12 protein-coding genes are annotated in these 13,852 nt (G+C 69.9%); 4 read left to right on the top strand and 8 right to left on the bottom strand.

All coding sequences use genetic code 11. The features are described from left to right. The first annotated feature begins 202 nt into the window (after positions 1 to 202). Entirely contained in the window at positions 203 to 1,393 is a 1,191-nt protein-coding gene (locus tag ABWV53_RS06580; protein WP_353364316.1) for an MFS transporter, read from the top strand. 13 nt (positions 1,394 to 1,406) lie between these two features. On the opposite strand, the gene ABWV53_RS06575 is transcribed toward ABWV53_RS06580, so the two are convergent. Continuing rightward, positions 1,407 to 2,816 (bottom strand): chloride channel protein, encoded by a 1,410-nt coding sequence (locus tag ABWV53_RS06575; protein ID WP_353364171.1) that lies wholly within the window; start codon positions 2,814 to 2,816, stop codon positions 1,407 to 1,409. A gap of 228 nt (positions 2,817 to 3,044) precedes the next feature. On the opposite strand from ABWV53_RS06575, the gene ssb reads away from it, so the two are divergent. Beyond that, positions 3,045 to 3,614: a single-stranded DNA-binding protein gene (gene ssb, locus ABWV53_RS06570; RefSeq protein ID WP_353364169.1), complete on the top strand. Its 570-nt coding sequence runs from the start codon at positions 3,045 to 3,047 to the stop codon at positions 3,612 to 3,614. 192 nt (positions 3,615 to 3,806) lie between these two features. Here ssb and ABWV53_RS06565 read toward each other — a convergent pair whose 3' ends face one another. The 3 genes from ABWV53_RS06565 to ABWV53_RS06555 form a co-directional block, all read right to left on the bottom strand. Then, the gene (locus ABWV53_RS06565; protein ID WP_353364167.1) at positions 3,807 to 4,889 is read right to left on the bottom strand and encodes a Fic family protein; all 1,083 of its coding nucleotides are present in this window, start codon (positions 4,887 to 4,889) and stop codon (positions 3,807 to 3,809) included. 233 nt (positions 4,890 to 5,122) lie between these two features. After that, positions 5,123 to 6,361 (bottom strand): sensor domain-containing phosphodiesterase, encoded by a 1,239-nt coding sequence (locus ABWV53_RS06560; RefSeq protein ID WP_353364165.1) that lies wholly within the window; start codon positions 6,359 to 6,361, stop codon positions 5,123 to 5,125. Positions 6,362 to 6,655: 294 nt separating this feature from the next. Next, on the bottom strand, positions 6,656 to 7,588 hold the full coding sequence (locus ABWV53_RS06555; RefSeq protein ID WP_353364163.1) for a LysR family transcriptional regulator: 933 nt from the start codon (positions 7,586 to 7,588) through the stop codon (positions 6,656 to 6,658). 395 nt (positions 7,589 to 7,983) lie between these two features. On the opposite strand from ABWV53_RS06555, the gene ABWV53_RS06550 reads away from it, so the two are divergent. Further along, positions 7,984 to 8,325 (top strand): serine/threonine protein kinase, encoded by a 342-nt coding sequence (locus tag ABWV53_RS06550; RefSeq protein WP_353364161.1) that lies wholly within the window; start codon positions 7,984 to 7,986, stop codon positions 8,323 to 8,325. 55 nt (positions 8,326 to 8,380) lie between these two features. Here ABWV53_RS06550 and ABWV53_RS06545 read toward each other — a convergent pair whose 3' ends face one another. From ABWV53_RS06545 to ABWV53_RS06530, 4 genes are all read right to left on the bottom strand, one after another. Then, a complete protein-coding gene (locus ABWV53_RS06545) occupies positions 8,381 to 9,208 on the bottom strand; it encodes an SDR family NAD(P)-dependent oxidoreductase (protein ID WP_353364159.1) in 828 nt (275 codons plus the stop codon). Beyond that, entirely contained in the window at positions 9,205 to 10,005 is an 801-nt protein-coding gene (locus tag ABWV53_RS06540) for a citryl-CoA lyase (RefSeq protein WP_353364157.1), read from the bottom strand. The genes ABWV53_RS06545 and ABWV53_RS06540 overlap by 4 nt, the downstream gene beginning before the upstream one ends. Before the next feature lie 163 nt (positions 10,006 to 10,168). After that, a complete protein-coding gene (locus ABWV53_RS06535) occupies positions 10,169 to 11,674 on the bottom strand; it encodes a class I adenylate-forming enzyme family protein (protein WP_353364155.1) in 1,506 nt (501 codons plus the stop codon). Positions 11,675 to 11,737: 63 nt separating this feature from the next. Further along, a complete protein-coding gene (locus ABWV53_RS06530) occupies positions 11,738 to 12,790 on the bottom strand; it encodes a tripartite tricarboxylate transporter substrate binding protein (RefSeq protein ID WP_353364152.1) in 1,053 nt (350 codons plus the stop codon). 98 nt (positions 12,791 to 12,888) lie between these two features. On the opposite strand from ABWV53_RS06530, the gene ABWV53_RS06525 reads away from it, so the two are divergent. Further along, positions 12,889 to 13,731 (top strand): IclR family transcriptional regulator, encoded by an 843-nt coding sequence (locus ABWV53_RS06525; RefSeq protein ID WP_353364150.1) that lies wholly within the window; start codon positions 12,889 to 12,891, stop codon positions 13,729 to 13,731. Positions 13,732 to 13,852: the final 121 nt, after the last annotated feature.

Below are 13,852 nucleotides of genomic sequence, written 5' to 3'. Positions count from 1 at the left end.
AAGCGGAATAAGCGCCACAGGCTGTTTTGATGCCAAAAATCCGGCTCTGGCGCCGCCGCGCCCTTGGACGATGCGCGAGAATCCCGGCTTCTCCCGGCCCCACGACCTTCGCCACACCAGCGCGCGCACCGTGCAGCAGCAACCTTCCACGCCCTCTTCCCCGGCGGCTTCCACCTCCCCCGCTGGAACCTCGGCCACCACCATGACGCCGCTGGAGCGCCGCTCCAGCTTCAGCCTGGCGCTGATCTTCGCGCTGCGCATGCTGGGGCTGTTCCTGGTGCTGCCGGTGTTCGCGCTCGAGGCGCGCAAGTACCCGGGCGGCGACGACCCGGCCCTGGTCGGGCTGGCCATGGGCATCTACGGGCTGACCCAGGCCGTGCTGCAGCTGCCGTTGGGCCTGGCGTCGGACCGCTTCGGGCGCAAGCGGGTCATCGTGCTGGGACTGCTGGTGTTCGCGGGCGGCAGCCTGCTGGCGGCGCTGGCCGATTCGCTCACCGGGCTGCTCTGGGGCCGTGCGCTGCAAGGCGCGGGCGCCGTGTCGGCCGCCGTCACCGCCCTGCTGGCCGACCAGACCCGCGACGGCGTGCGCACCAAGGCCATGGCGCTGGTGGGCGGCAGCATCGGGCTGATGTTCGCCGTGGCGCTGGTGGCCGCGCCGCCGCTGGCCGCGCGCTTCGGCTTGGCCGGCATCTTCGGGCTGACCTGCGCGCTCGCGCTGGCCGGCATCGCCGTGGTGCTGTGGGTGGTGCCGCCCGAGCCCGCGCGCCATGCCGACCTGCCGCGCGGCCGCCTGGCCGACGTGTGGCGCCAGCCGGATCTGCTGCGGCTGAATTTCGGGGTGTTCGCCCTGCACACGGTGCAGCTGGCGATGTGGGTGGCCGTGCCGGCGCTGCTGGTGCAGGCGGGCCTGCCCAAGAGCGCGCACTGGCACCTTTACCTGCCCGCCGTGGTGCTGTCCTTCGCGGCCATGGGCGGCCTGTTCGCGCTGGAGCGCGGCGGGTGCCTGCGCGGCGCGCTGCTGGGCGCCATCGGGCTGGTGCTGCTCGTGCAAGCCGGCCTGGGCTGGGCGGCGGCCGCCGGCACCCCGCCCCACCTGTGGGCGCTGGGCGGGCTGCTGTTCCTCTTCTTTTGCGGATTCAATGCGCTGGAGGCCAGCCAGCCCAGCCTGGTGTCGCGCACCGCGCCACCGGCCGTGCGCGGCGCGGCATTGGGCACCTACAACACGCTGCAGTCGCTGGGCCTCTTTGCGGGCGGCGCGCTGGGGGGCGGGGTGCTGCGCTGGGGCGGGGCGCCGATGCTGTTCCTGGTGACGGGGCTGCTCTGCCTGGCCTGGCTGGCGGTGGCCTGGGGCATGCGCCCCGTGCCGCCGCAGGCCGGCCGGGGCCGCCGGTGATGCGCTCGCCCGCTCAGCGCGCTTGCGGCGGGCGGTCGGTGCCGGGCGCCCCAGCCGCCTCCTGCTGGGGGGCCGGCGCTGCGGGGTCGGGCGGATCCGGCAGGTGGGCGGCGCTCAGCATCGAGGCGGCCAGCGTTTCGTAGAGCGGCCGCGCCAGCATGCGCGACACCAGGCTGGCCAGCATGGCCGACGCCATGAGGCTCAGCACCAGGGCATGGCCGTCCACCATTTCCATCACGATGATGAAAGCCGTGAGCGGCGCCTGCGTGACCGCCGCCAGGAAGGCGGCCATGCCCATGGCGATGAGCGCCGGCGCGATGGACGGCGCGATGTCGCCGCCGGCCAGCAAGGCCACGTTGTGGCCCACGCCCGCCCCGATGGAGAGCGACGGCGCGAAGATGCCGCCGGGCACGCCCACCCAGGCCGACAGCCAGGTGGCGATGAATTTGAGCGTGACGTAGAAGGCGGGCACGTCGGCCTGGCCGGCCAGCATGTGCTTGACGGCCTCGGAGCCCGCGCCGAAGGTGGCGCCGCCCGTGACGAGGCCGATCACCGCGACCGCCAGCCCGCCGGCGGCGGCGAAGCGCACCGGCCAGCGCGCGCGCCAGCGGTTGAAGCGGTCGGGCGAACCGGTGAGCGACGCCGCCAGCAGCTTGGCGAACAGGCCGCCCAGCACGCCGCAGGCGAGCGACACCGCCAGGCCCGGCAGCAGCGCCTCCCAGCCCAGCCGCGGCACCTGGATGCGCCCGAAGTAGCTGAGGTTGCCAAACGCCGACACGCCCATCAGGCCGGCCAGCACGATGGCGGCGATGATCAGGCCGCTGCTGCGCGATTCGAGCTTGCGGGAGAGTTCCTCGATGGCGAACACCACGCCCGCCAGGGGGGCGTTGAACGCGGCGGCGATGCCGGCCGCGCCGCCCGCCACCAGCAGGGCATGGGCGGTGATGCCCGAGCGGGGCCCGAACCAGCGGCGCGCGTGGTGCATCACGCCCGCCGCCACCTGCACCGACGGGCCCTCGCGCCCGATCGACAGCCCCGCCATGAAGCCCGCGCTGGACAGCACGATCTTGGCGGCCGAAAGCCGCAGCGACACGAAGCGTCCGCGCTGCGGCTCGGTAAGGCCCGGCTCCAGCGCCGCGACCACCTGCGGAATGCCCGAGCCGGCAGCGCCCGGCACCCAGCGCCGAGTGGCCCACACCACGGCCGCCGTCACCGCAGGCGTCCACAGCAGCACGGCCCAGCCGTGGCCCGAGTGGTAGATGCGCTCGAAGACACCGAACGCCCATTCCGCCAGCATGGTGAAGGCCACCACGCTGAGGCCCGCCGCCACGGCGTAGGCGAGCACGATGGTGCGGTCGAGCCAGCGCCGGCCGTCGCGCAGTTCCGAGCGCAGGTTGTCCAGGAAGTCGGGTTCTCGTTGCATGGCGAAGAGGGAACCGGCGCGGAAAGATCCGGCCGAAGTGCGGGGTGCGCGGCAAGGCAGATGGCCATTGTGGCACCTCGATGCGACGCCCTGCGCCCCGCCCCGTGCGGGCGCGCAAGCCTTGGCTGCTTGGGGCACAATCCCCGATCCCTCTTCGCGGCGCCCCCGTGGACGCCGCGCAGGCCGTAGTGCCTTTCCTCCACCATTCTCTACAGGCCCCTTCACACCATGGCATCCGTCAACAAAGTCATCATCGTCGGCAACCTCGGGCGCGACCCCGAGATGCGCACCTTCCCGAGCGGCGACCAGGTCGCCAACGTCACCATCGCCACCACCGACCGCTGGCGCGACAAGAACACCGGCGAGAACAAGGAAGCCACCGAGTGGCACCGCATCGTCTTCAATGGCCGGCTGGCGGAGATCGTGGGCCAGTACCTGCGCAAGGGCTCGCAGGTGTACGTGGAAGGTTCGCTGCGCACCCGCAAATGGACCGACCAGGCCGGCGTGGAGAAATTCACCACCGAAATCCGCGCCGACACCATGCAGATGCTGGGGAGCCGCCAGGGCATGGGCGGCGGCCAGGGCGGTGGTGGCGGCGGCGGCGGTTATGACGACGGCGGCTATGGTAGCAGCGATGACGGTTATGGCGGCAACGGCGCGCCACCCGCCCGCCGCGCTGCGCCCCAGGGCGCCGCGCCCCGTCCCGCGCCCGCGCCCCGCCCCGCGCCGTCCCCTGCCGCGCAGCCGCCGCGCGCTGCGTCGGGCTTCGACGACATGGACGACGACATTCCGTTCTGATCCACCAGAACCACCGCGCCGGCACGGCCGGTTCGACACAGCCCCGCACGCCATTGGCCTGCGGGGCTTTTTTCCTGCTCGCCGGGATGAGCTGCCGTCCGATCAGCCGCAGTCGGGCCGGCACGCTTTCGCGCCGGGCTCAGCCGACTGCGATGAGCCAGCCCAGCGCTTCCTGTCCGAATCGGTATTCGGTCATGCCCCGCCCTCGTACTGTTCCTGCAAGATCCGGTTCAGCGCCAGATTGATGTAGTAATTGCTGCGCCCGATCTTCTGCTTCTGGAGAAAGCCGGTCTCCGCCAGCAGGTCGAGGTACTTGGTGGCCGTCAGGCGCGACACATCCAGATCCCGCTGCACGAACTCGATCTTCGTGTAGGGGTGCGTGAACAGGTTGTTGATCAAGTCCTGGCTGTAGAACCGGTGCTGCGCGCGAATGCGATGCTTGTAGTCCATCAGCGCTGACTTGATGGCCAGCACGGTGTGAATGGTTCGCTGCGCGGTGGCTTCTACCGCTTCCAGCATGTAGAGCACCCAATCCTCCCAGCGGTCTTCATCGCGCACGGTCTGCAGCAGCCGGTAGTAATCGGTCTTGGTCCGCACGATGTGCTGACTCAAATAGAGCACGGGGATGTCCAGCAGCCCCTCCTTGACGAGGTACAGCACATTCACGATGCGCCCCGTGCGGCCATTGCCGTCGTAGAAGGGGTGGATGCTCTCGAACTGGTGGTGGATCAACGCCATCTTGATGAGCGGGTCTGCCTCGAACAGCGCTGGGTCGTTCATGAACCGCTCCAGTTGGCGCATCAGCTCGATGATCTCTGCCGGGTCTTGGGGTGGGGTGTACACCCTGCGCCCTGCCCCATCTTTGAGCGCCGTACCGGGAAGTTTCCGAAAGCCTGCGTTGTTGCGCTCCAACTCGGCCTGGATGTTGATGATCTGGTTGGCGGTCAGCAGCCCCGTGTCCCGCACCTGCTCGAAGCCGACCCGCAAGGCCTGGCGGTATCGCAGCACTTCTTTGGCCGCAGGGTTGGCGAAGACGGCGGGGTCGGCATCGTCCTTGAACAGCTCGTCATGGGTGGTGACGATGTTTTCGATTTCGGAACTGTCCTTCGCCTCCTGCAGGCCCAGGGTGTTGATCAGGATGCCCTGGTTTGGAATGGCCGCCGCCACACCCTTGAGCTCCGCCAGACTGCGGCTGGCGCTGGCCATCTTCTTGAGGATGGAAGGGGTATCGAAGCGACTGGCGCTGAGCGATTCGAGCGGCGAAAGGGGCAACATGGCAGAGCAAGCCAGCCTGAGGTGTATAAAAATTTGAGATTTCCATACACATCAAAACCGATGTGTATAGGAAATGCAAGAAAAAATGGTTTTGGGCCATCGGTCCGGGATGTACCCCATGGAGATGAGGCAGGGCATCAGATGCTGACTGCGTGTTGGCAGGTAGGTTGCCAAAGCCGTCGACCTTAGATGGCAGGCAAGAGGCAGCTGGTAGAACCGAAGTCCGCTCCGACTCAGTCTTCCCGCGATCGGTACACCGCGTCATCCAGCGACAGCGGCCGGGCCAGGTAGTAGCCCTGCGCGTAGTCCACGCCCAGTTGGCGCAGCACGTCCAGTTCGGGCGCCTTCTCGACGCCTTCGGCCACGATGAGGCTGCCGATCTCGTGCGCGAAGCTGATGAGGCCCTTGGCGAGGGCGCGGCGGTGGTTGTCCCGGTCGATCGACTGGGTGATGCTCATGTCCAGCTTGATCACCTCGGGCTGCAGGTTGAGGATGTGCCGCATGCTCGAATAGCCCGCGCCGGCATCGTCCACCGCCAGCACGGCGCCCCGTGCGCGGAAGGGCTGCAGCGCCTCGGCCAGCGCGGCATAGTCGGTGACGATGGCGTGTTCGGTGACTTCCAGCACCACGCGGGACAGGTCGGTGCCGTCGTAGAGCAGCGGCTGGAGGGCGCCCGAGATGATGAGCGCAGGCGAGCAGTTCACGTTGAGCTGCATGCTGGCGGGAAAGGCCGGCAGGGCAAACAGCGCCTTGCGGATGGCCAGCAGTTCCAGCTCCATGCCCAGCCCCACGCCGTGGGCCGCGTTGAACCACTGGTCGGGCGAGCGGCGCGGCTCGATGTCGAAGCGCGAGAGGCACTCGAAGCCGTGGATGCGCCGCTGCGCGATGTCGTACACCGGCTGGAACACGATGCGCAGGCTGTCGGCGGCCATCGCCATGCGGATGTCGCGCGTCACGTTCTCCTGCTGCTGTTCGTGCTTGGCCTCGGCGTCGAAGTAAAAGCCCAGGAACTCCGCGAAGGCGTGCAGCACCTCCATGTCGCGCTCGGTCAGTGAATCGACCGGTTGGTAGCTGAAGCAGCAGAGCGTGCCGTACACGCGCCGGTTCTCGAGCAGGATGGGTGCGCTCAGGTGCGAGCCGATGGGGATACTCGCGGTCTCCGGAATGGCGGCGGCGCCAGGCACCAGGGCGGTGTGGGGGATGAAGCCTGGGAGCTCGCCATCGGAAACTTTCTGGCAGTAGCCCACCGAAAGGGGGACGGCCTGGCCCTGCTGCAGCACGCAGTCCGGTTCTGCATTCAGGTAGTCCAGCACCCGGTCGGTGTCGCGGAACCGGGAAATGAACGCCACGTCCATTGACAGATGGCGCCGTACCACCTGCAGCACCCGGTCCAGGCCGGCCGCGCCCACGGAGTGTTCGAAGAACGGGGCCAACGGGTCTTTGTAGTCGGGCTGGTTTCCATGTAACGGCATAGGAACCTTCAGATCGGACAACAGGTATGCGGATAGTCCCTAACAAACAATCCCGAAATGTGTAAGGAAATCAGCTATCTGTAGATACTCGCATACCGATAAGACATGCTGAAACAGATGTGTTGCGATTCCGTCAGGCAGGCCAGGAGACCCTGGTCCCCAGGGTCGGCAGAACTTGGCAGAACTCGGCAGAACTCGGCAGAACTCGGCAGACAGTATGCGAGACCCGAAGAGGGAGCAAGCCGTCGAGCGCCTCGCCATACCCGCAGACTGTGCGGCGCCGAGCCTGGTGCGTCAACTAGCGAAATCGCCCAGCATGTCCAGCACATGGGCCACCGCCACGTCCGGCGTGGGCAGTTCGCGGAAGGCCAGGGCCATCGGGCGCATCAGTGGCGGATCGAGATGGCGCACCTGGACGGCTGGCGCGGCGTCACCGGAGCGCTGCCCAAGTCCATCACCAGGCCCAGAAACCTGCGGCATGTCCAGCACCTCCTCCAGCGGCAGGATGGCCACGCTCTGGCTGGCCGCCGCCAGGCTTTTGAGCGCCCCCGGATAGCTGAGCGTGAGATAGGGCCGAGGGTGAAGCCCCGCACGGCCGAACCAGCCGGCGATCAGCCCATGCATCTGCGTCGCGGGCGCGAACGACGCCCAGCGGCAGCCGGCCAGCCACTGCGGCGTGACCGTCTCGGGCGCGTCCCATTGACCGGGTAGCAGCGCCACCATCGGGTCGTTGCGCCAGGGCCGCACCCGCACCTGGGGCGCTGCAGTCTGCGGGCTGGCGACGATGGCGACATCGAGGGTGCCGGCTTGCAGCCTTGCTATGGCGTCAGCCGATCCAACGGCTTCCAGGCGGACCTCCACCCCCGGCGCGCGGCGATGCAGCGCCTGCAGCATCAGCGGCAGCAGGCGGGTGCTGACGCCGGCTGAGACGCCCACCCGGACCACCCCTTCACGCCCGGCAGCCCTGCGCTGCACCCGGTCGACCAGCTCGTCGCTGGCGGCCAGCAGCCGGCGGCCGCCTTCGACCAGCGCCTGGCCCGCCGGCGTCAGTTCGGCATGTCGGCGCCCCCGCACTACCAGCAGGGCGTCGAGACGCGATTCGAGCTCCTTGATGTGCAGGCTCACGGTGGGCGGCGCCAGGTGCAGCGCCTGCGCGGCGGCAGCGAAGGTGCCCAGGTCGGCAATGGCCACCAGCGTCTGCAGTTGATCGAGGTTCAGGTTACGCATCAGATATTGTGAATCTGATGGTCATTGAATTCAACTTTACAGAAGATCAAGCGGTGGTGTGCATGCCTGGATGCCCAGTCCTTCCAAGCCCAGTCACACCATCACGCATGACTCCCACCCCATGGCCTTTCCTCCACTGCATCGCTGCAAGAGGTTGAGGGTCTGGTTGCAACGTTGGCTGGAGGCCTGCGGGCGGGCGGAGCAGCGCATCACCGAAGGGTTCAGGGTTCCACCCGGCGGCGGTTGAGCCCACAGAAGAACTTCTCGTCTGCCGGCCCCTTCCTACCCGGCCACACGCCCCGCGCCCACCGGTACCGGCCGCCAGCACGGCCAAGCTTCAAGTCATCGATCGACTGCATTTTTTCCACCATCGATCACACTCCAGGAGAGAACCCATGCGCACCCCGCCCGAAGACGTTACCGATCCCGTGATCGACCCCTCTGACGACCCGAATCCCGAGCTGCCGGAAGGCCAGGACATCAACGACCGCCTGAGTGCGGAAGAAGACGTGGCGGATTCGCTGAACGACGTATCGGCCCACGCCTTCGACGACATGCCGCAGGATGGCCCGCTGAATTTCGACGATGGCACGGATATGGGCCACCCGCGCGGCAACACGGCCCGCGAGGGCGGCACCTGGGAAGCCGAAGGCGCCGATGCCGGCGATCTGAAGCCACCGTCGGAGATCCTGTCCGATACCAACGGCCCCAGCGACAAGGTCAACGGCCGCGCCTGACCGCCTCGCGCCACCTGCGCATGTCTTCCGCCGGTGGCGCGCAACGTGCCGCCGGCTAAGCGTACTTGCCCGTCAACCCCCCATCCACCACCAGTTCGGTGCCGGTGATGTAGGCCGCCGCGTCCGATGCGAGGAAGGCGCAGGCATGCGCCACGTCCCAGGCGTCGCCCATGCGGCCCATGGGCACCTGCCGGGCGCGGGCGGCACGGGCCTCGTCCAGGCTGGTGCCGGAGAACATCTTGGCCACGGTGCCCGCAATGCGCGGCGTGTCGATGAGGCCGGGCACCACCGTGTTGGCCCGGATGCCCTGCGCCGCGTACTGCTGCGCGACCATGCGGGTGAACTGGGCCACGGCCGCCTTGGTGACGCTGTAGGCCAGGTGCGGATAGCCGACATAGCGCATGCCGGCGACCGACGAGATGGCGATGATCGAGCCGCGCCCGCGCTCGGCCATGGCGGGCAGCACCTGCTGGGCGCACAGCAGCAGGCTGCGCACGTTCACGGCGTGGATGCGGTCCAGGTCCTCGGCGCTGGTCTCCATCGGGCCGCCCGTCTTGCCGATGCCGACGTTGTGGTGCAGCACGTCGATGGCGCCGAACCGGGCAGTGGCCTCGGCAAAGAGGCGTTGCACGTCGTCCTGCAGCGCCACGTCGCCGATGAAGGTGGCCGCCTCGCCGCCCTCGGCCTGGATGAGCGCGGTGGTTTCATCGGCCGAGGCCGCATCGCGGTCGGCCACGCAGACGCGCGCGCCCAGCCGGGCATAGGTCACGCAGGCGGCACGGCCGATGCTCCAGCCGGGCCCGGCGGAGCCGCCGCCCGCGACGAAGACGACCCGGCCGGACAGGTCCAGCGGCAGCGCGGGCGGGCGGGTGGCGGCGGTCATGCCGCCCCCCCGGTGCCCGCGGGCTTGCCGCCCCCCTCGCCCACGTAGGGAATGGCGTGCTCGACCGTATCCCAGATGAAGCGGCCCGACGGGCTTTGCTGCTCTTCCACGATGTGCGCCACCAGCCCCGCCGCCCGTGAGATGACGGCGAAGCCGCGCATCACGCCGGTGGGCACGCCGATCTCGCCCAGCAGCGCGGCCACGGCGCCGGTGGCGTTGATGGTGATGAGCCGGCCGGCGACCGCGTCCACCGCCTTGGAGAGCGTCTCCAGCGCCTGGATGTGCCGGCCAGGCAGATCGGGCTCGGCGCGGGCCAGCTCCAGCAGCTTGTAGGCGCGCGGGTCCACCGGCTTGTGCAGGTGGTGGCCGAAGCCCGGCACGGCGGCCTTGCGCGCCTTGCAGTCCCGCGCAATGGCAAGGGCCTCGGCATCCGGGTCCGCCGCGGCCATGATGCGGTCGAGCAGTTGCGCGCAGTTTTCCATGGTGCCCACGAAGGAGCTGCCCACCGCCAGCAGGCCGGCGCTGACGGCGCCCTGCAGGTTCTCCGGCGCGCTCATGTAGATCAGCCGCGTGGCGATGGCGCTGGGCGTGAGGCCGTGCTCCATGAGCACGATCAGCACCACGTCGGCGATGCGCAGGTCCACCGGGCGCGGCGTGCGGCCCAGGATCTGCATCAGCATCACCTCGGTGAAGGTCTTTTGGCCCATCAGGTCTTCGACCAGATCGGCGTCGCGGTAGTGCAGGCTGGTGAGGGTGTGCGTGCACAGGCGGGTGACGGGGGGTGTAGGTGAGGTCATCGATAGGTCTCCTGTGGTGGATAGCAGTGATTCATGGAGCCATGCACGGTGAGGCATGGCCTTGCCCGTCCGGTGGCCGCGGAGCAGGCCGTGCCAGCGGACGCCGTGGAACCGGCTTCGCCGGGCCACCGGCGGCGTTCCCTGGGGGAAGACGCGCAGCGGCTCAGGGGGAGAACTGGTCCCGCACGGCGTTTTTCAGCACCTTGCCGACGGGCGAGCGCGGCAGGCTGTCGAGGAAGCGGATGCGCTTGGGGGTCTGCACCGGGCCCAGGCGCTCGCGCACGAAGGCCTGCAGCTCGGCCTCGGTGGCGGCCTGGCCCGCGCGCAGCTGCACGGCGGCCTGCACGGCCTCGCCCCATTTGTCGTCGGGAATGCCGAAGACGGCGCATTCGTGCACCGCCGGGTGCTGGCCCAGCGCGTTTTCCACGTCCACCGGGTAGACGTTGAACCCGCCGGTGATGACCATGTCCTTGAGCCGGTCCTTCAGGTAGAGGTAGCCGCGCTCGTCGATGAGGCCCCGGTCGCCGGTGTGCAGCCAGCCGCCGACCAGCGTCTCGGCGGTCTTCTCGGGCAGGCGCCAGTAGCCGGTCATCAGCAGGTCGCCGCGCGCCACCACCTCGCCGACCTCGCCGGTGGGCAGCAGCCGGCCGTCGGGCGCCATGATGGCCACGTCGCTGAACCAGGTGGTGCGGCCCACGGCGGCCCAATTGCGCTCGTCCTCGAAGTCTTCCGGCCGCATGACGGTAAGGATCTGCGGCGCCTCGGTCTGGCCGTAGGTGGTGCCCAGCACCGGGCCGAAGAAGGCGCGCACCTCGCGGATCTTCTCGGGCGGCATGGGCGCGCCGCCATAGATCAGCCGGCGCAGGCGCGGGAAGTCCGCGCGGCTGGCGCCGGGCAGCGCCATCAGCATGTAGACCAGCGTGGGCGGCATGAAGCACACGGTGCCGCCGCGCTCGCGGAACGCGGCCCGCACGGCCTCGGCGCCCGCGCCGGCCAGCACCACGTGGCAGCCGCCCTGCGCCAGGATGGGCAGGATGTACGTGGACGTGCCATGCGTGATGGGCGCGGCGACGATGTAGCGCTCGTCTTCGTCGAAGCCCCAGGCGTGGATCTGGTTGGCGATGTTGGCCATCCATGCGCGGTAGGGCTGCATCACGCCCTTGGGCGCGCCGGTGGTGCCGCCGGTGAACTTGATGGCCTGCGTGGCGCTGTCCGGCAGGTCGAACACCGGGCGCGGCGCGCCGGCATGCCGCTGCACCAGCTCGGCGATGGTCGTCACGGCAGCGCCGTCCTGCGGCCTGTGGGCCTGGATGCGGGCGCCCGCCACGCCCTCCAGCAGCGGGGCGCAGTCGGCGTCCAGCACCAGGATGCTGGGCGTGGTGGCGTCGGTGATGCGGCGGATCTCGCTGGGCGTGCTCTTGGGGTTGAGCGGCACCCACACCTTGCCGCAGGCCAGCACGGCCAGCAGCGCGGCGATGTGGTCGGCACTGTTGTGCGCGCAGATGCCCACGCGGCTCTGCGGCGCCGGGTCGCGCTCCAGCAGCGCCGCCGCCAGGGCGGCCACGCGGGCGGCCAGCGCGTCGTAGCGCAGGGCGCCCTCGGGCGCGTCGATGGCGATGCGGTCGGGCCAGCGCGTGGCGGCGCGCCAGAAGAAATCGATGGGGAACATGGGCTCGGAAGCTCCTTCGGAAGATCGGGTGAAAAAAGGCAAAGACCGCAGGCGCGGCCGCGCTCACTCGGCCTTGGCGCCCGAGGCCTTGACCACCTCGCGCCAGCGCTGCACCTCGCCGGCCGAGAAGCTGCGCATCTGCTCGGGCGTGCCGGGCACCGGCGTGGCCGCCATCTCCTGCAGGCGCTGGCGCATGTCGGGGGCGGCCAGCACCTGGTTCAGCGCGGTGTTCAGCCGGCCGATGACGGGCCGGGGCGTGCCGGCGGGCGCAGCCAGGCCGAACCACGACTGCACGTCGAAGCCCGGAAAGCCGGACTCGGCCACCGTGGGCACGTCGGGCAGCAGCGGCGAGCGCTGCGCGCTGGTGATGGCGATGGCGCGCAGCCGGCCGGCCTGCACGTGCGGCAGCGCCGAGGGCGTGTTGTCGAACATCGACTGCACCTGTCCGCCCAGCAGGTCAGTGACCGCCGGGGCGCTGCCCTTGTAGGGCACGTGCAGCATGTTGAGCTGGGTCTGCATCTTGAACATCTCGCCCGACAGGTGGATGGACGAGCCGCTGCCCGACGACGCGAAGGTGATGCCGTCCTTCGACTCCTTGGCGAAGCGCACGTAGTCGGCCACGCTCCTGACGGGCAGGTTGTTGTTCACCACCAGGATGTTCGGGATCTTGGCGATCAGGCCGATCGGCTCGAAGTCCTTCTGCGGGTCGTAGCCCAGCTTGCCGTAGAGCGACGCATTGATGGTGTTGGCGATGGTGAAGACATAGAGCGTGTAGCCGTCGGGCGGCGACTTGGCCACCACCTCGGCGCCCACGTTGCTGTTGGCGCCGGCGCGGTTGTCTACCACCACGGGCTGGCCCAGCCGCTCGCCCATCTTCACGGCCACCAGGCGCGCGATGACGTCGGTGGCGCCGCCCGCCGCGTAGCCCACGACGAGCTTGACCGGCCTGGCCGGCCAGCCGTCCGCCTGCGGGCCCTGGGCCTGGGCGGGCAGGGCGACGGCGAGGCCGAGGCCCAGGCCGGCGGCGAGTGCCAGCCAATGCCTGCGAGGCGCGGGCGCATCGACGCCGGCGGCGGCGGTGGGGATGAGGGGTTCGGTGGTGCGGGCGTAGGCCATGGTGTTGTCTCCGGTAGTGCGAAAGTGCGGTCACGGCCCCCGTCGCGTGCGCTGCGGCACACTGCGCGGAGACTTCGTTGACGCCCAAATTCTTTGCCATGGCTGCGCGCCCGACCAATCCAAACGTTCACCCAGCGGACGAATCCACCCCGACCGCGGCCGACCGCCCGCAGGGCGCGGACCAGCGCGGCGGGGAGGGCGGCACCCGCACCCTGCGCCGGGGCCTGCAGCTGCTGGAAGCCGTGCTGGCCGGCGGCCGCGAGGGCGTGCGCGTGGTGGACCTGTGCCGGTCCGCCGGCCTGGAGCGCGCCACCGTGCACCGCCTGCTGGACACGCTGGTGGACACGGGCTACGTGGTGCAGCGCGAGCGCTTCCGCTTCGTGCCGGGGCCGCGCCTGGCGGCGGTGGCGCCGGCCGACGCCACGCCCAACCGGGCCGTGCGGCTGCAGCCGGTGCTGGCGCGCATCAGCGCGGCCTGCGGCGACGCGGCCTTCGCCATCGTGCGCGAGGGCGGGCAGTCGCACTGCATCGCCCGGCAGGTGGGCACGCACCCGGTGCAGGTGCTGGTGATCCAGGTGGGCACGCGCCAGCCGCTGGGCGTGGGCGCGGCGGGCCTGGCGCTGCTGGCGGCGCTGCCCGACGCGCAGGTGCAGGCCATCATCGACATGAACGCGCCGCAGCTGGGCGCCTACGGCGGCATGACGCCCGAGCGCATGCACCTGCTGGTGCGGGCCACGCGGGAACGGGGCTGGTCGGTCATCGGCAACCACGCCACGCGCGGCGTGCTGGCGGCCGGCGTGGCGGTGCGCGGCGCCGACGGCGAGCCGGTGGCCGCCATCAGCGTGGCATCGACCCTGGCGCGCATGCCGCGCGAGCGCCAGCAGCTGGTGGCGCGCACGATCCGCGAGGCGCTGCGGGAGATGCTGCCGCGCGGGTTGTAAGAACGTGTTGACGATCTCGCAGGGGATCGCGTTGGAGCGCAATCGGGATGAGTGGATGCTGCGGATGCGCCGCATGGGCTCGTGCCCATGCAAGCAGCCGGAGCCTCCAATCGCCCGATTT

The sequence above is a fragment of the Acidovorax sp. FG27 genome, from assembly GCF_040365715.1.
In the GTDB taxonomy this organism is placed as follows: Bacteria; Pseudomonadota; Gammaproteobacteria; order Burkholderiales; family Burkholderiaceae_C; genus Paracidovorax.
The sequence above is the reverse complement of the archived record's forward strand: the minus strand, read 5'-3'. Positions and strand labels throughout refer to the sequence as shown.

Coding starts and splice junctions, on each gene's coding strand:
- ABWV53_RS06580 (WP_353364316.1), top strand. CDS start 203: ATGACGCCGCTGGAGCGCCGCTCCAGCTTCAGCCTGGCGCTGATCTTC.
- ABWV53_RS06575 (WP_353364171.1), bottom strand. CDS start 2,816: ATGCAACGAGAACCCGACTTCCTGGACAACCTGCGCTCGGAACTGCGC.
- ssb (WP_353364169.1), top strand. CDS start 3,045: ATGGCATCCGTCAACAAAGTCATCATCGTCGGCAACCTCGGGCGCGAC.
- ABWV53_RS06565 (WP_353364167.1), bottom strand. CDS start 4,889: ATGTTGCCCCTTTCGCCGCTCGAATCGCTCAGCGCCAGTCGCTTCGAT.
- ABWV53_RS06560 (WP_353364165.1), bottom strand. CDS start 6,361: ATGCCGTTACATGGAAACCAGCCCGACTACAAAGACCCGTTGGCCCCG.
- ABWV53_RS06555 (WP_353364163.1), bottom strand. CDS start 7,588: ATGCGTAACCTGAACCTCGATCAACTGCAGACGCTGGTGGCCATTGCC.
- ABWV53_RS06550 (WP_353364161.1), top strand. CDS start 7,984: ATGCGCACCCCGCCCGAAGACGTTACCGATCCCGTGATCGACCCCTCT.
- ABWV53_RS06545 (WP_353364159.1), bottom strand. CDS start 9,208: ATGACCGCCGCCACCCGCCCGCCCGCGCTGCCGCTGGACCTGTCCGGC.
- ABWV53_RS06540 (WP_353364157.1), bottom strand. CDS start 10,005: ATGACCTCACCTACACCCCCCGTCACCCGCCTGTGCACGCACACCCTC.
- ABWV53_RS06535 (WP_353364155.1), bottom strand. CDS start 11,674: ATGTTCCCCATCGATTTCTTCTGGCGCGCCGCCACGCGCTGGCCCGAC.
- ABWV53_RS06530 (WP_353364152.1), bottom strand. CDS start 12,790: ATGGCCTACGCCCGCACCACCGAACCCCTCATCCCCACCGCCGCCGCC.
- ABWV53_RS06525 (WP_353364150.1), top strand. CDS start 12,889: ATGGCTGCGCGCCCGACCAATCCAAACGTTCACCCAGCGGACGAATCC.